Here is a 16,370-nt window from a genome sequence, read left to right as displayed (position 1 = left end):
CAGGTAAAGGGTAATTGTGCAGTGGCAGTAGAACCTGATCCGTCCCAGCCGCGTAACGATCCTCGGGATCGTTACGACGATCCCTTGCTGGATAGTCTGCTGTCCCTGTGCAGTCTTCATCAGAAGTCCGTCAGCAGGGCCATGCTCACCGCTGGACTGCCCCTTCCCAAGCAGCGCCTGAGTGCCGAATTGTTGCCGCGTGCAGCGGCTCGCGCCGGGCTGCAGGGGCGTTGGTTGCGTCGCAGCCTGCAAAAGATCCCTGAGCTGGCGATGCCCGCGCTGTTGCTGTTGCGCGATGGTCGCAGTGCCTTGTTGCTGGGCTGGGAGGCCGATGGCCAAGCGCGAATCATGCCCAGCGAGACCGAAGGGGGCGAGGTTCGGGTCAGCGTTGAGACCCTGGCTGAGGACTACAGCGGGCGTGTGTTTTTCGCCCAGCCCCAGCACAAATTCGACTTCGCCCGTGGCGAGCTGATTCCCCGGGCGGGTTCCTGGTTCCGTGACACGCTTATGCGATCGCGCTGGCTGTATATCGATGCGGTCGCTGCCAGTCTGTTGATCAACCTGATCGGTCTGGTCACTCCCTTGTTCGTGATGAACGTCTACGATCGCGTGGTGCCGAACCAGGCGGAAGCGACCCTGTGGGTGCTGGCCGTTGGTATCTGCGGGGTATTCATCTTCGATCTGCTGCTCAAGACACTGCGAGGCCTGTGTCTGGATCTGGCGGGCAAGAAGACCGACATGATCGTCTCGGCCACTCTGTTCGAGCGGATCATCGGCATGGCAATGAAGCATCGACCGGCGCGGGTCGGCAGCTTCGCCCAGAACATCCACGAATTTCAGAGCCTGCGTGATTTCCTCGCCTCGCTGACGCTGGCCAGCGTTATCGACCTGCCGTTCACCGTCCTGATTCTTGCCGTAATCGCCTATCTCGGCGGGCATCTGGTGTGGATTCCGATCTTGGCGTTCCCGCTGGTCGCCCTGATTGGCTGGGCCCTGCAAAGGCCTCTGGCACAAACCATGGAACGCAGCATGGCGTTGGCTGCCGAGCGCCAGTCCGGGCTTATTGAAAGCCTGGCCGGCCTCGATGCGGTAAAGGTCAACAATGCCGAAAGCGAACGTCAGTACATGTGGGAGCAGACCATCGGCACCCTCGGCCGTTTCGAGCTGAAGGCACGCATGCTGTCTAGCCTGGCGATGAACTCGACGTTGTTGCTGCAGCAACTGGCGGGTGTGGTAGTCATCGTGCTCGGCGTGTACCAAATCATCGCCGGTAACCTGAGCATGGGCGGGCTGATTGCCTGTTACATGCTTAGCTCGCGCGCTTTAGGCCCCTTGGCGCAGGTGTCCGGTTTGCTGATCCGTTATCAGCAGGCCCGCGTGACCCTTGAATCCGTCAATCACATGATGGAGCTGCCCCAGGAACGCCAGGCCGATGAGCGCCCGCTCAAGCGCCAGACGCTGCAGGGTGGGATCGAATTCCGTCAGCTGGATTTCCATTACCCCGATCAACAGCAGGCCGCGCTGCAGGGCATCAATCTGATGATTCGTCCTGGTGAAAAGGTCGGCATCATCGGTCGTAGCGGCTCGGGCAAGAGCTCGCTGGCCAAGCTGATCGTCGGCCTCTACCAGGCCGATGCCGGCAGCTTGCTGGTCGACGGTATCGATGTACGCCAGCTGGATGTCAGCGACGTTCGCTACAACATCGGCTACGTACCTCAGGATATTCAGCTGTTCGCCGGTACGCTGCGGGACAATCTGGTATCCGGTGCACGTTACGCCGAGGATGAGCTGGTGCTGCAGGCGGCCGAGCTTGCTGGTGTCCACGAATTCGCACGGCTGCACCCCAATGGTTACGAATTGCAGGTGGGCGAACGCGGTCAGAACCTCTCCGGTGGCCAGCGCCAAAACGTCGCGCTGGCTCGGGCATTGTTGCTCGATCCGCCAATTCTGCTTCTCGATGAACCCACTAGTGCCATGGACAACACCGGTGAGGAGCGCCTCAAGCAGCGCCTTTCTGCGATCAGCAAGAACAAGACCTTGCTGCTGGTAACCCACCGCGCCTCGATGCTTACCCTGGTCGAGCGTCTGGTCATCGTCGACCGTGGCCGCATCATCGCCGATGGCCCGAAAGAGAGCGTCATGGAGGCGTTGAAGAAGGGGCAGATCAGTGTCAGTTAGGGACTCTTTAAAGCGTTTTTTCCGCGGCGTTTCTTCTTACTTTGGCCCTCGCGACGAATTGGGTGACGAGCCGCTGCCGGAAGTTCGCAAGGCGCTCATCGAGGATGCGCCTCGGGTCATGCGCCTCACTCTCTGGGGCATCATCGCCTTCGTAGTGTTCTGTCTGTTGTGGGCAAACTTCGCTGAGGTCGACGAGGTTACCCGTGGTGATGGCAAGGCCATTCCATCCTCACGGATACAGAAGATCCAGAACCTCGAGGGCGGTATCGTTTCCGAACTGTTCGTTCATGAAGGCCAGGTGGTCGAAGCGGGCACGCCGCTGTTGCGTCTCGACGACACGCGATTTGCCTCGAACGTCGGGGAAACCGAGGCTGACCGTCTGTCGCTGGCCATGCGTGTCGAGCGCCTGAGTGCAGAAGTCGAAGGGCGCGAATTGGCGATCCCGGACGACATCGCCGAAAAGGCGCCAGGCCTGGCACAGAGCGAAAGGCAGTTGTTCATCAGTCGCCAGCAACAGTTGTTGGATGAAGTGGCCGGCTTGCAGGAGCAGTTGACCCAGCGTCGCCAGGAAGTCCGTGAGTTCGCCTCCAAGCAAGGCCAGTTCCGCAACAGTCTGGAGCTGCTGCGTCAGGAAATTCGCATGTCCGAGCCGCTGGTGGCAGAAGGTGCGGTATCGCCGGTGGAAGTCCTGAGGCTAAAGCGTGCGGAAGTCGAGAGCCGTGGTCAGTTGGATGCCACTGGCCTGGCTATCCCCCGTGCGGAAGCGGCAATCAAGGAAGTGGAGCGTAAGATCGATGAAACCCGTGGTCGCTTCCGCAGCGAGGCGTTGACTCAATTAAATGAGGCGCGCACCGACCTGAGCAAGATCCAGTCTACCGGCAAGGCGCTCGAAGACCGGGTTAACCGCACTCTGGTGACGTCGCCCGTACGCGGTATCGTCAAGCAACTCCTGGTCAACACCATTGGCGGTGTAATCCAGCCAGGCAGCGATATGGTCGAGATCGTGCCGATCGATGACACCCTGCTGGTGGAGGCACGCATCCGTCCGCAGGACATCGCTTTCCTGCATCCGGGTCAGGAAGCGGTGGTCAAGTTCACCGCTTATGACTACACCATCTACGGTGGCCTGAAGGCCAAGCTGGAGCAGATTGGCGCGGATACCGTGACCGACGAGGAAGGCAACAGCTTCTACCTGATCAAGCTGCGTACCGAGAAAAGCCACCTCGGCACCGAAGAGCGCCCTTTGCTGATCATTCCCGGCATGGTCACATCGGTGGATATCATCACTGGCAAGAAGAGCGTGCTCAGCTATCTGCTCAAGCCGATCATCCGCGCCCGCGCGGAAGCTTTACGCGAGCGCTGAAACGGCAACAGATCCTAGCCGAGGTGAGTCAGTGGGTGTTCACCGTCGAGCGTGGTGAAATGCGACTCGACCACCTGCGCTGGCACGCTACTTACATCGGGCCAGTGCCAGCTGGGTGCGTGATCCTTGTCGATCAGCCTGGCCCGCACGCCTTCAGCGAATTCCGGAAGTCGGCAGCAGTTCAGGCTCATGCCGTATTCCATTTGAAAGACCTGAGCCAGAGACAGGTGCCGTGTTCGCCGGATTTGCTCCCACACCAGATGGCCCGTCAGCGGGCATCCTCCTAGCAGGGTTCTGGCGGCTTTTGCCAGCAGGGCATCGTCGTCATTCTCCAGAGCCGCTATCGCCTTCCAGCTGAGGGGCAGATTGGACTGGTCGAGTAGCCTGTCGATACGCTCCCTGCGTGGTAGCCACTGGGCCGCTGGCAGCTCGCTACGTGCCTGTTGTTCCAGTGCCTTGAGCAGGCTATGCAGCTGCAGATCCGGCTGCTCACGCCAGTTCAGTTGAATCAACCCGTCGATCAACGCGTCCTGCTGGGTATCGAGCATGAAGCGATCGGCCAGATTCAGGTCGAGAGCATCGTGGGCGTTCATCGGGCTGGCCGTCAGACCGAAGAACAGGCCGAGCTTGCCGGGTAGCCGGGACAGGAAATGGCTGGCACCGACATCCGGGAACAGGCCGATGCTGACCTCGGGCATGGCCAGGCGGCTACTCGGCGTGACGATGCGAATGCTTGCGCCCTGCAACAGCCCCATGCCGCCGCCCAGTACGTGACCGTGCGCCCAGCAGATCAGAGGTTTGCAGTAGGTGTGCAGGTAATGGTCGAGGCGGTATTCATGGGCGAAGAAACGTTGTGCCAGTTCCGGTACTTCGCCAGGGCTGGCCAGGCAGCGCTTGGCCAGTTGCACTACATCTCCCCCGGCACAGAAGGCTTTGCTGCCATTGCCGCGCAGCAGTACGCAGGCGATGCGTGGGTCATCGGCCCAGGCCTGCAGGCGATCCTGCAGGGCGTCGATCATCGGCAGCGACAAGGCGTTGAGGCTGTTGGGAGCGTCCAGGCTGGCGATCCCTATCAGATAACCATGCAGGCTGGAGCGTTCTTCAAAGGTGACATTCATGTCGATTTCCAGAGGCTGTTGCCAATAAACATCAGGTGTTGCGCCACTGCGCCGGGCGCTTCTCCAGGAAGGCGTTGACCCCTTCGCGGGTGTCAGCGGCATCGAACAGGTCGACGAAGCGCTCGCGCTCGGCAGGTAGCCAGGTGTTGGGCGCGCGTTCGCGAGCACCCTGGATCAGTGGTTTGATGGCACGCACTGCCACCGGGCTCTGGCTGGCTACCTTGGACGCCAGCAGTAGGGCGTGGCCGCGAGCCTCGCCTTCGTCCACCACCTGTTCGACCAGACCGATGCGCAGTGCGGTCTGCGCATCTACCCGTTCGCCACACAGAATCATCCGCTTGGCCCAGCCTTCGCCCACCAGCCAAGGCAGATTCTGGGTACCGCCCGCGCAGGGCAGTAGCCCGACGCTGGCCTCAGGCAGTGCCATCAGTGCCTGTCGCTCGGCGATGCGAATGTCGCAGGCCAGCGCGCACTCCAGGCCGCCGCCCATGGCGTAACCATTGATTGCGGCAATCGACACGCCGCGAAAATCGCGAAGTCGCTCGAAGGCTTCGCCGAAACGACTGGCCATTTCGCGAGCGCGGGCCTTGTCACCGTCGGCGAACAGTTTCAGATCCGCACCGGCGGAAAAGAACTTGCTGCCCTGGCCGGTGATCACCAGGGCATAGATATCGTCATCACGATCCAGGTGTTCGATCAGCTGTTTGAGGCCGATCAGCGATTCGCGATCCCAGGTGTTGGCTGGCGGGTTGTTGAGGGTCAGCAGGGCCGTGTGGCCATGCTTCTCCACGGTGAGCGTGTGGGTCAGATCGAAGATACCGGGCTTGTAAGGTTCGATTGCCGTACTCATGGGGCGTCCTCTTCAGTGCCTGCTACTTACTTTAGCGTCAATGGCTGGCCTGCGTTGCGGCGCTCGGTCTGCCAGGTGGCCAGATCGGGCAAGCCGCTACCGCCGTCCAGGCGTTCGACGATGTCGAAATAGTCCTGCTTGAGCGGATCCTTGAGCACCTCGGAGCGGTGTTTCACTTTCACGGCATACACTGTCTGCACGTTCTGGTGGTCGAAGCTGCGCCATTGCTGGCGATCCTTGAGCAGCACATAGCTATGGCCTTCCAATGCCTTGATCAGGGCTTCGCTGTCCAGGCTACCTGCGCGCTTGGCGGCATCTGCCCATTGCTGGACGATGCTGTAGGCCGAGGCAGCAGAGCTGGACGGATACATGGCGTAGCGTTCGCTGTAGGCTTTGACGAAGGCTTTGCCGGGGGCCGAATTTTCCAGCTCCGGGACGCGCCATGTCCATGGCTCGGTGCCGACCACGCCTTCCATCAAACCGGGCCCGGCCTGTTCGACGATGCTCTGCGTGAGGTTGGGAGCGACGATCTGCATGCGTGAGGTGAGGCCGAGATCCTTGGCGATGCGCATCGCTCGTACTAGATCCTCTCCAAACAATACTAGCGCCAGTACCTCGGCATTGCTGGCAGCTGCCTGGGTCAGTGCGTTCTGGTAATCGCCCAGGTTGGCGCCGGGAAAGGGCACCTTGAGACCAGGGTGCTTGGCTGAGTCCTCGGTCTTGGTGGTCTGCCGCAGAGAACTCTCGGTGGTATTACCCCAGGTGTAATCGGCGGTGACATAAAAGTAGCGTTTGTCGGGTAGCTGTTTGTTCAAGTACTGCCCCAGTACCTGGGCGCTCATCCAGGCGTTGTTGCACTCGCGGAACATGTAGCGGTGCCCGTCTTTGCCGGTGGTGTCGTTGGAGTAGGTGAGGGTGCCGAAGTACAGCAGCCCGTGCTGCGCCGCTCGCTTGCCTGCGGCAATGGCCACTGCACTGGAGGCTCCGCCGAAGAGCATCGACGCACCTTCCTTGGCCAGTTTGTCGACATTGCGCTCGGCCTTCTCCGGTCGGGACGCGTCGTCCAGGCTGGACAGGCGCAGGCTTCGACCCAATACGCCACCTCCAGCGTTGAGCTCGTCGATGGCCAGCAAGGCGCCACGCATCTGCGCAAGGCCTTCCTCTTTGTAGCTCCCGGTACGTGGGTAGTTGAGGCCGAGTGTGATGGGGTCGGCGGCCTGCACGCAGGCATTGAATCCGACGCACAGGGCGAGAAAGGCGAGCAATCGTCTCATGATGCGTTCCTTGTTTTTATTGTTGAGTTGGCCGCTCCGTTTTACGCTTTTCTCCGTCGGATGTGTGATTCGCTTTTGGTATAAGAATCGGCTTCTATCGATTGTTTTACCCAGGCCCTGCGGATTGCCAGCCTTGACTTGATCTGTGCGCTTCTCTAGCGTGCCGATTCCATTGATTTACCCGGGAGCAGGCATGTCCGCCGCAGATAAGGTCAAACTGGAAGCCGGCTGGAAACAGGCGCTTTATGATGAGTTCGACAAGCCCTACATGAGTGCGTTGGGCGATTTTTTGCGTCAGGAAAAGGCTGCTGGCAAAGAGATCTATCCGCCGGGCCCGCTGATTTTCAATGCGCTCGACTCCACCCCCCTGGATCAGGTCAAGGTGGTGATCATCGGTCAGGATCCCTATCACGGCCCAGGCCAGGCGCATGGCCTGTGCTTCTCGGTGCAGCCGGGCGTGGCCACGCCGCCGTCGCTGGTGAACATCTACAAAGAACTCAAGCGCGACCTGAACATCGACATTCCCAGCCATGGTTATCTGCAATCCTGGGCCGAGCAGGGCGTGCTGCTGCTCAACACATCGCTGACCGTGGAGCGCGCCAATGCGGGCTCTCACGCCGCCAAGGGCTGGCAGCCATTCACCGACCGGATCATTTCGGTGGTCAGTGAGCAGCGTCCGCGTCTGGTGTTCCTGTTGTGGGGGGCGCATGCGCAGAGCAAGGAGCGGCTGATCGATACCAGCAAGCATCTGGTACTGCGTTCGCCGCATCCGTCACCGCTGTCCGCGCACCGCGGCTTTATCGGTAACGGTCACTTCAGCCGCACCAACAAGTTCCTCGAGCAGCACGGCCAGGCACCTATCGACTGGCGGCTGCCAGCTGCCCAGGGCTGATCAGCCAGTACAGATCTGGCCTGCCAGATCGCTCTGTATGGACGCGAAGCGCTTGGCCGCCTGAGTGCGTTGTTTGTCATCGGCGGCGGCCAGCAGATCACTGAGCAGTGCCGCCATGGCCTGGCGTGATTCTTCGTAGGCCCGCTTTGCCTGCTCGTCGTGGGCGCCGCGGCGGTTCTCCAGTACCTGGGTCATGCGTTCCGGGAAGTCCGCTTCATCGCGTGCGTCCAGCACCGCACGAAACTCGGTCTGCCAACGGGCGCGATTCTCCAGCCACTGGCGATTCTGGTCGCGGCGCTCGCTGGCCCAGGCGCCAATTCGCGCGCGCTGTACGTCATTCAGTTTTCCGAACCAGGGCGTCAGGCGTTTCTCCAGGCGCTCGGCACGTTCGCTGATCTGGGTTTCCAGAGGCGGTTCGAGAAACTCCTCGCGGTCTTCGAGGTTGTCCTTGTCCATGCGTGCATAGAGGCGCTCGACCTGCTCTGGGCGTAGGTCACGGAGCAACGAAACCGCAGTGGTATTGGTCTCTTGCACGATGGCGTGGAATGCCTGCTCGGCGTCGAGCATCTGCGCTTCCAGTCGCCCGGCATCGGGTGCCGGTTCCTGTACCAGCTCCTGGGTGCGTTGCAGCCAGTCCACGTAACGTGGCAGCTCGGTGCTGCAATGCCAGTCGAGGTGCGCTTGCAAGCGCGGCTTGAACCAGGCTTTTTGCTGTGAGTCGAGATCCAGGTACTGATTTACCCGCCATGGAATCACCCAGTCGAGATTGCGATAGGCCAGGCTCGTCTGGCTGCAGGCGCTTACCAGCAAGCCGAGCGATAGCAGCAGGGACAGGCCTTTTAGATAACCAGACATGTATGAACGCCTCCACATGCGTACTCCGGGAGATGAGAGTACTTCAGCGATGTGGACAGTGGGTGGTCTGACATATTTCGCTAAAAAAAGCCCGGTATTCACCGGGCTCTGCTGTTTCAGGGAAGGGGGAATCGCCGCATCCACAAGCGAAACAAGGGTTCCGCCAGAAACATCACCATGAATAGACGCAATGCCTGCAGCGCCGTGACCAGCGCCACCGAGAGATGCAGCGCTTCGGCGGTCAGGCACAGTTCGGTAATGCCGCCGGGCATCATGCCGAGCATCAGCGACACGGGCTCGATACCGGCCAGCCATCCAAAACCGGTGCCGAGCAATGCGGCGCCGGCCATGGCCAGCAAGGTAAACACCACTACGCGAGCCAGAAAGCCCGGCGCACTGCGAAAGAAGGCCCGGTCGAAGTGGCAGCCCAGAGCGCAGCCGATCAACCATTGGCCGACTTGGCCAAGCCACTCTGGTATGCCGATATGCAGGTCGAATGCCACGCTGGCAGCAGCGCACAGCGTCAGCGGGCCGAGCATCCACGGGTTGGGTTGCCCCAGTCGCCCCCAGATCACGGCAAGCAGGGCGCCGGCCGGGAGCAAAATAGCCAGCCAGAACCAGTCCACCGTTACTGCCGGTGGTGGCTCCACGCTGGGCAGGCCCCAGGTGAACAGGGCCGGAATCAGTAGGATCACCATCAGCAGCCGCAGGCTATGGGCCGCGGCGATGCGTGCCGGTTGCGCACCATAGCGCAGCGACAAGTTGACCATTTCACTGGCTCCACCCGGCATGCTGGCAAAGAACGCCGTGGCACGGTCACTACCCGAGCGGCGTAGCCCGACGATGCCGATGACGCTTAGAACCAAGGTGGCGAGCACGCCGACGATGATGATCGCCAGATTGCCCAGCACCTGTTCCAGCACCTCGCTGGTGAAGTGCAGGCCGATGCCTGCCGCGATCAACCATTGACCCACTTGCCGCCCGCCGGGCATTTCCCGACTGAGCACACCGCTACAGCGCAAGGCGATGACGGCCAGCAACGAACCGATGACCCAAGGCAAAGGCCAGCCGATAAGGCTGGCCAGGTAACCACCGAGTGCGCCAACCAGTGGCGTGGGCCACCAGTTGCGCAGGTGCTTCGGGGGGTCGCGAGGGGCGACGCTATCAGGCATTGGCCGCACCGGCCTTGCGCTGACTGCGTTTACGCCAGCTGCGGTAGAAGGGCAGGGCGATCATCGCCACGATCAGTGTCCATACGCCCCAGGTGATCGGGCTGGCGAACAGAATGCCCAGCTCGCCGTTGGAGATCGACAGCGCACGACGCAGGTTCTGCTCCATCAAACCGCCGAGGATGAAGCCGAGCAGGATCGCCGACAGCGGAAAGTCCATCTTGCGCAGGATGTAACCGGCCACACCGATACCGATCATCAGGTAAAGGTCGAACGCGGTGGCGTGTACCGCGTAAACGCCGATCGAGGTAATGATGGCGATGGCCGGCACCAGTGCCCAGTAAGGCACGGCGAGGATCTTGGTGAAGATCTTGATCATCGGCACGTTCATCACGATCAGCATGATGTTGGCGACGAACAGCGAGGCGATCAGGCCCCAGACAATGTCTGGTTGGTCGCGGAACAGCAGTGGGCCAGGGGTAATGTTGTACAGCGTCAGGGCGCCGAGCATTACCGCGGTGGTGCCGGAACCGGGCACGCCGAGGGTCAGCATCGGCACCATGGAGCCGCACGCCGAGGCGCTATTGGCGGTTTCTGGCGCGGCCAGGCCACGCAGGTCACCTTCACCGAACTTGTTGTCCTTGGTGGCCAGGCGTTTTTCGCTCATGTACGCCACGGCACTGGCCAGGGTCGCACCGGCGCCCGGCAGGATGCCCAGACCGAAGCCAATGGCGCCGCTGCGCAGGTTGGTGGCCAGCACCGACAGGCCTTCTTTCATGTTGAACAACATGCGGCCCTTGGCTTCGATGGCTTTCTGGCCATGGTGCGTGCGCTCGAGCAGCACGAGAATCTCGCTGACCGAGAACAGGCCGAGTACCAGCACCACGAACTGGATGCCGTCGGCCAGGCCGAGGCTGCCGAAGGTGAAGCGGTACACGCCACTGTTGGAGTCGATACCGACACAGGACAGGAACAAGCCGATGCAGGCGGCAATCGCGGTCTTCATCGGTTTGTTGCCGGCCATGCCAGCCAGGCAGACGATGGCGAACACCATCAGCACGAAATATTCGGCGGGGCCGAAAGCGACCGCCCATTTGGCCAGCAGCGGGGCGAAGATCACCACGCCGCAGGTTGCCATCAGGCCACCAACGAACGAGCTCCAGGCGGAGATCGACAGGGCCACGCCCGCTTTGCCCTGACGTGCCAGCGGGTAGCCGTCGAGGGTGGTCATCACAGCCGAGGCTTCGCCCGGGATGTTCAGCAGGATCGAGGAAATACGGCCGCCGTATTCGCAGCCCAGGTACACGGCCGCGAGCAGGATCAGCGCGGTTTCCGGTGGCAGGCCAAGGGCGAAGGCGATTGGGATCAGCAGCGCTACGCCGTTGATCGGGCCCAGGCCCGGCAGCAGACCGACGACGGTGCCGATCAGAGTGCCGCACAGGGCAGTGAACAGGTTGTAAGGGCTGAGGGCGACGCCGAAGCCCTGACCCAGGTAGCTAAAAGTATCCACGGATCAGATCTCCAGAGAGGACAGAATGCCCAGTGGCAGGGGAACATCAAGAATCTTGTCGAACAGCAGGTACAGGCCGACCGCCAGCACCACACCGGAAACCACACTGGCGAACCAGGTACCTTCATACAGGCGGGCCATGGCGATGCCGAAGATCAGGCTGGCCGGCACGAAGCCCAGCGGCTCGAACAGCGCGGCGTAGATGGTGAGAATCACCACGCAGCCAACCACCTTGCGGATCACGTGCTTATCCAGTGGAGGCTCATCGCTGTGCGAGGTGCTGCTGGACGGTTTCTTGACCAGCAGATAGATGGCGCCCAGGCCCATGAGGATCAGCAGCAGCAGCGGGTAGGCGCGTGGGCCGACCGGCTCGTAAGAGAACGGCGCGTGATAGCCCCAGGCGACGATGCCCAGCGCGACGCAGGCGAGCAGCAGCACCACGCCGAAAATGCGTTGTGACATGAGGAAGTCCTCGTTTTTTGACAATGGCAAAAGCACCCCCTGGGCAATGCCCAGAGGATGACAAGAGTCGTGTGTGGTTAGCGTCGCAGTGTTACTGCTGGATCAGGCCGAATTCCTGGGCCAGTTCCTTGTACTGGGCGACTTGCTTCTTCACGTAGCCGTCCAGTTCTTCACCGGTCATGGCGAACGGATAGAGCTCGCGATCTTCACGCAGCTTGGCGAAGTCTTCGGACGCCAGCAGTTGGTCGAAGGAGTTCTTCCACCAGGTGTAGGCTTCGTCGCTGACCTTTGGGCCGAGGTAGAAGCCGCGGATTACCGGCCAGACCACATCAAAGCCCTGCTCTTTGGCAGTCGGGATGCTGGACACTACGCTGCCTGGCAGACGCTCTTCGGAGAACACCGCGAGAATGCGCATGTCACCGCTTTCGATGTGCGGAACGGAGTCGGAGATGTCGGTACTGGCAACCTGGATATGGCCGCCGAGCAATGCAGTGGCCAGCTCGCCACCACCTTCCATCGCCACGTAGCGCAGCTCTCGTGGGTCGATGCCGGCAGCGCGGGCGATCAGCGCGGTCTGCATCCAGTCCTGGCTGCCAACGGTGCCGCCGGAACCAATCACTACCTTGCCCGGGTTGTCCTTGAGCGCCTTGACCAGATCGTCCAGGGTTTTGTACGGCGAGTCCTTGCGTACCGCCAGGGCGCCGTAGCTGGTGCCAACACCGGCCAGCCACTTCACGGCGTTTTCGTCGAAACGGCCGAACTTGCCTTGAGCCAGGTTGAGCAGCGAACCGCTGGAGAAGGCCGTGATGGTGCCGGCATCGGCAGGGCGCTGAGCGACCACTGCGTTGTAGGCCACTGCACCCACGCCGCCAGGCATGTAGGTCACGCGCATCGGTGATTTCAGCAGCTTGCTTTCTACCAGGGCGCTTTGCGCCAGTTTGCAGGTCAGGTCGAAGCCACCGCCGGGCGCTGCCGGGGCGATGCACTCGGGGCGACGAGGTTCGTCGGCAAGCAGGGGGCCGGCGAAGGCCATGCAGGCGGCCGTAAGGGCTATACGGGTAAACGCGGTTTTCATGAAAGATCCCTCTGGATTTTTATTGTGAGTTACCAAATCGGCAGTGTGTAGCCGACGATGATTCGATTTTCGTCCGCATCACGGGCGAAGTCGGAGCGGAAGCTGGCATTGCGCAGGCGTACGTAGACGTCTTTCAGGGCGCCGCTCTGCACCACGTACTTGATTTCGGTGTTGCGCTCCCATTCGCCGCCGGTCTGGTCACTGCCAGTGATCTTGGCATCGTCACCGCTGATGTAGCGGGTCATGAAGCTCAGGCCCGGAATGCCGACCTTGGCGAAATCGAAGTCGTAACGAGCCTGCCAGGAGCGCTCGTTGGCGTTGGCGAAGTCGTTGATCTGTACGAAGTTGACCAGGAACGGATCGCTGCCATCAATGTAGGCGAAACCGGTATCGCCGCTCATATCCTGATAGCCGAGGCCGAACTTGTGACCGCTGATGGCGTAACTGACCAGGCCGTTAAGGGCACGGTTATCGATCTTGCCGGCCTTGGCTGCGCCGCTGTCATCGCTCAGCGTCAGACGCAGATCGGAGGACAGGGTGCCGCCGCCCAGCGCGTGGCTGGTCTGCAGGCCGAAGAAATGCTGGCGATAGATATCGTCCAGGTCAGCGAAGTAGTAGCGCCCGGTCACACCTTTGGTAAAGGTGTAATCAAGACCGGCCAGATCCAGGTGATCAGCCGTGATGTTGCCGGCATAACGCCCGTTCTTGGCGTTGAGCACGATGTCTTCAGAGTTGGTGGAGGCGCGGTCGATGACCTTGTCCAGGCGCCCGCCGGTGAAGGTCAGGCCGTCGAGTTCGGACGAGGTGAGCAGGCCACCTTCGAACACTTGCGGCAGCAGGCGGCTGTCGCTGGCCTTGACCACGGGCAACTCGGGAATGTGCGAGCCATAGCGCAGCTCGGTTTCGGAAACCTTGGCCTTGGCTGTCAGGCCCAGGCGGGAGAATTCATCCGGGGTACCGCCGTCGTCCTGAACCGGAAGCAGGTCGGTGCCCGTGCGGCCACCGCCGGAGTCCAGTTTGACGCCCAGCATGCCCATTGCGTCGACACCAAAACCGACAGTGCCTTCGGTGAATCCTGAGCGCAGGTCGAGCAGGAAACCCTGACCCCATTCTTCGCGCTTGTTCTGGCCAGTGCCTTCGCGGAAATCACGGTTCAGGTAGATATTGGTCGTAGTCAGGCTGGCAGAGCTGTCTTCGATGAAGGCGGCATGAGCCATGGGGGCGAGCAGAGCGGTTGGCAGAGCGAGGCTGAGCAGACTCAGAGGCGAGATAGCCTGACGCGGGGCAGTCGGCATGCGTGGTAACTCCATTGTTATTTTTGTCACGACCGCACACCACTGTGCAGGTCGTTCTATGGGCGGATCTAGCCGGCCCTGCGGTGATCCTAGAAGTGCAACCTTTCAGCAACCTTTCAATGTTGAAAGTTGTTGCATACCCGCCGCTATCGCACGCCGTAACTGCCAAGTTCGCGCGCGAGCGGTAAACTCTTGCCACACATGGCGGTCAGTCATGTTTCGGTGTGGAGGTTGCAGTGCGAATTCTGCTGGTCGAGGATCATCCGCAATTGGCGGCGAGCGTTACCCAGGCGCTCAAGAGTGCCGGTTGGACAGTGGATGTTCTGCATGATGGCGTGGCTGCGGATCTGGCGTTGAGCAGCGAGGAATATGCCTTGGCGATCCTCGACGTGGGGCTGCCGCGTATGGACGGCTTCGAAGTGCTAGCGCGCCTGCGGGCGCGAGGTAAAACCGTGCCAGTGCTGATGCTCACCGCTCGCGGCGAGGTCAAGGATCGTGTGCACGGGCTCAATCTAGGGGCCGACGATTACCTGGCCAAGCCGTTCGAGTTGAGCGAACTGGAGGCGCGGGTCAAGGCCCTGCTGCGGCGCAGTATGCTCGGCGGTGAACAGCAACTGCGCTGCGGTGATCTGGTCTACGACCTGGATACTCGGCGTTTCACGTTGCTTGAAGAGAGCCTCAATCTGACGTCCCGTGAGCAGGCCGTGCTCGAGGCGATGATCTCCCGGCCTGGGCGGGTCATGAGCAAGGAGCAGTTGGCATCGCAGGTATTTGGCCTGGATGAAGACGCCAGTGCTGACTCCATCGAGATCTATGTTCACCGCCTGCGCAAGAAACTCGAGGGCGGTTCGGTACGCATCGTCACCTTCCGTGGTCTCGGTTATCTGCTGGAAGCCTCGGGTGGATAGGCCGGGCAGCCTGCGTGGCCGATTGATCCGACGGCTTGCCCTGCTGTTTACGGTGATTCTGCTGGTTAGTAGCCTGACCGCCTACTGGAGTGCTCGGCACGCCGCAGATACGGCTTATGACCGTACCCTGCTGGCCTCCGCCCGGGCGATTTCCGACGGCCTGTATGCCGTGGAAGGCATGTTGAGCGCCAACGTGCCCTACATCGCCCTTGATACCTTCGCCTACGACAGCGCTGGGCGTATCTATTATCAGGTGCTGGGCCCTAAGGGGGAGCTGGTGTCGGGCTACGAAGACCTGCCTGCCGCACCGCCAGATACCCCGCGAACCAATGATTATCCAGCCCTGGCCAAATTCTATGACGGCGACTATCGCGGCCAGGGCGTGCGTGTGGTGAGCTTTCTGCAGCCGGTCAGCGAGCCAGGTTACAGCGGCGTGGCCGAGATTCGCGTAGCGGAGACACAAGGCGCCCGTGAGCGCATGACCCGCGACCTGCTGTTCGGCACGCTATGGCGCATGGGACTGCTCTCCATGAGTGCGCTGCTGTTGGTTTGGCTCGCGGTGAGCGCTGGTCTGCGTCCGCTGGAAAGCCTGCGTCGTACGGTGGCGGCGCGCAGCAGCGACGATCTGCGTCCGTTGCCCGACGGCGACATGCCCCGGGAACTGCGCCCTCTGGTCAATGCGCTGAACCAGTTCAATGACCGCCTGCGCGGGTTGTTCGAGCGCCAGTCACAGTTCATTGCTGATGCTTCCCACGAATTGCGTACGCCATTGGCGGCCCTCAAGGCCCGCGTCGAGCTCGGCCTGCGTGACAGGAAGCCTGAGGTCTGGCATGCGACGCTGGAAGACGCTGCGCTGAACGCCGATCGCCTGACGCATCTGGCTAACCAGTTGCTGTCATTGGCGCGCATCGAAAGTGGCGCTCGGGCAATCGCCGAGGGTGGGGCGCTGCGTCTGGATCTTAGCCAGCTGGCCCGTGAGCTGGGTATGGCACTGGCGCCGTTGGCGCATTCGCGCGGTGTTGCGCTGGCGTTGGAAGCCGAGCAGCCGGTGTGGATTCGCGGCGAACCGACGCTGCTCAACGAGTTGCTCTGCAACCTGGTCGACAATGCAATGGCCTACACCGAGGCTGGCGGCAATGTGATTCTGCGCGTGTTGGAGTCGGGCGTACTGGAGGTTGAGGATGACGGTCCAGGCATTCCCGAAGAGGATCGGGAGCGGGTCTTCGAGCGATTCTATCGGCGTCAGGTGCAGGGCCTGGGCGCAGGGCTCGGCTTGGCCATCGTCGGTGAGATCTGTCGTGCGCACCGCGCCGACATTAGCCTGCATCAGGCCAGCCCGCAGGGCTTACTGGTTCGAGTGACGTTTCATAGCGAAGCGGATTGACCAGCCAGCAGGGGCGAGCAGAGGCTCGCCCCTTGGC

General features: G+C 61.5%; 14 protein-coding genes. 5 read left to right on the top strand and 9 right to left on the bottom strand.

The window, feature by feature from the left end; genetic code table 11:
- Positions 1–21 precede the first annotated feature (21 nt).
- Positions 22–2,178, top strand: a complete 2,157-nt coding sequence (locus K5Q02_RS22130) for a type I secretion system permease/ATPase (RefSeq protein ID WP_225834343.1) — start codon at positions 22–24, stop codon at positions 2,176–2,178.
- Positions 2,179–2,236: 58 nt separating this feature from the next.
- A complete protein-coding gene (locus tag K5Q02_RS22125) occupies positions 2,237–3,541 on the top strand; it encodes an HlyD family type I secretion periplasmic adaptor subunit (protein ID WP_442963942.1) in 1,305 nt (434 codons plus the stop codon).
- Between the two features lie 14 nt (positions 3,542–3,555).
- Here K5Q02_RS22125 and K5Q02_RS22120 read toward each other — a convergent pair whose 3' ends face one another.
- The 3 genes from K5Q02_RS22120 to K5Q02_RS22110 are packed head-to-tail and all read right to left on the bottom strand — an operon-like array spanning position 3,556 to position 6,783.
- The gene (locus K5Q02_RS22120) at positions 3,556–4,659 is read right to left on the bottom strand and encodes an enoyl-CoA hydratase/isomerase family protein (protein ID WP_225834339.1); all 1,104 of its coding nucleotides are present in this window, start codon (positions 4,657–4,659) and stop codon (positions 3,556–3,558) included.
- A gap of 31 nt (positions 4,660–4,690) precedes the next feature.
- The gene (locus tag K5Q02_RS22115; RefSeq protein WP_225834337.1) at positions 4,691–5,509 is read right to left on the bottom strand and encodes an enoyl-CoA hydratase; all 819 of its coding nucleotides are present in this window, start codon (positions 5,507–5,509) and stop codon (positions 4,691–4,693) included.
- Positions 5,510–5,535: 26 nt separating this feature from the next.
- Positions 5,536–6,783 (bottom strand): ABC transporter substrate-binding protein, encoded by a 1,248-nt coding sequence (locus tag K5Q02_RS22110; protein ID WP_225834335.1) that lies wholly within the window; start codon positions 6,781–6,783, stop codon positions 5,536–5,538.
- 193 nt (positions 6,784–6,976) lie between these two features.
- Between K5Q02_RS22110 and ung the strand changes: the two genes are divergently transcribed.
- Positions 6,977–7,675, top strand: a complete 699-nt coding sequence (gene ung, locus K5Q02_RS22105; RefSeq protein ID WP_225834333.1) for a uracil-DNA glycosylase — start codon at positions 6,977–6,979, stop codon at positions 7,673–7,675.
- Here the strand turns inward: ung and K5Q02_RS22100 are convergent, their stop codons facing one another.
- The 6 genes from K5Q02_RS22100 to K5Q02_RS22075 all read right to left on the bottom strand — a co-directional run bounded on the left by K5Q02_RS22100 (position 7,676) and on the right by K5Q02_RS22075 (position 14,041).
- A complete protein-coding gene (locus K5Q02_RS22100) occupies positions 7,676–8,530 on the bottom strand; it encodes a DUF6279 family lipoprotein (RefSeq protein ID WP_225834331.1) in 855 nt (284 codons plus the stop codon).
- Between the two features lie 116 nt (positions 8,531–8,646).
- On the bottom strand, positions 8,647–9,702 hold the full coding sequence (locus K5Q02_RS22095) for an AbrB family transcriptional regulator (protein ID WP_225834329.1): 1,056 nt from the start codon (positions 9,700–9,702) through the stop codon (positions 8,647–8,649).
- On the bottom strand, positions 9,695–11,209 hold the full coding sequence (locus tag K5Q02_RS22090) for a tripartite tricarboxylate transporter permease (protein WP_225834327.1): 1,515 nt from the start codon (positions 11,207–11,209) through the stop codon (positions 9,695–9,697). The genes K5Q02_RS22095 and K5Q02_RS22090 overlap by 8 nt, the downstream gene beginning before the upstream one ends.
- Before the next feature lie 3 nt (positions 11,210–11,212).
- Entirely contained in the window at positions 11,213–11,671 is a 459-nt protein-coding gene (locus tag K5Q02_RS22085; RefSeq protein WP_225834325.1) for a tripartite tricarboxylate transporter TctB family protein, read from the bottom strand.
- 91 nt (positions 11,672–11,762) lie between these two features.
- Positions 11,763–12,746, bottom strand: coding sequence for a Bug family tripartite tricarboxylate transporter substrate binding protein (locus K5Q02_RS22080; protein ID WP_225834323.1), 984 nt, complete (start codon positions 12,744–12,746; stop codon positions 11,763–11,765).
- A 29-nt stretch (positions 12,747–12,775) separates the two neighbouring features.
- Positions 12,776–14,041, bottom strand: a complete 1,266-nt coding sequence (locus tag K5Q02_RS22075) for an OprD family porin (protein WP_225834322.1) — start codon at positions 14,039–14,041, stop codon at positions 12,776–12,778.
- Between the two features lie 236 nt (positions 14,042–14,277).
- Between K5Q02_RS22075 and K5Q02_RS22070 the strand changes: the two genes are divergently transcribed.
- Both K5Q02_RS22070 and K5Q02_RS22065 read left to right on the top strand, forming a co-directional pair.
- The gene (locus tag K5Q02_RS22070) at positions 14,278–14,949 is read left to right on the top strand and encodes a response regulator (protein WP_225834320.1); all 672 of its coding nucleotides are present in this window, start codon (positions 14,278–14,280) and stop codon (positions 14,947–14,949) included.
- The gene (locus K5Q02_RS22065; protein ID WP_225834318.1) at positions 14,942–16,333 is read left to right on the top strand and encodes a sensor histidine kinase; all 1,392 of its coding nucleotides are present in this window, start codon (positions 14,942–14,944) and stop codon (positions 16,331–16,333) included. Before K5Q02_RS22070 ends, K5Q02_RS22065 begins: the two co-directional genes overlap by 8 nt.
- Positions 16,334–16,370 lie beyond the last annotated feature (37 nt).

Origin of the sequence: Pseudomonas sp. MM211, assembly GCF_020386635.1 — a bacterium.
GTDB lineage: Bacteria > Pseudomonadota > Gammaproteobacteria > Pseudomonadales > Pseudomonadaceae > Aquipseudomonas.
Note: the sequence above shows the minus strand (reverse complement) of the source record. Positions and strands in the feature narration are given on the sequence as shown.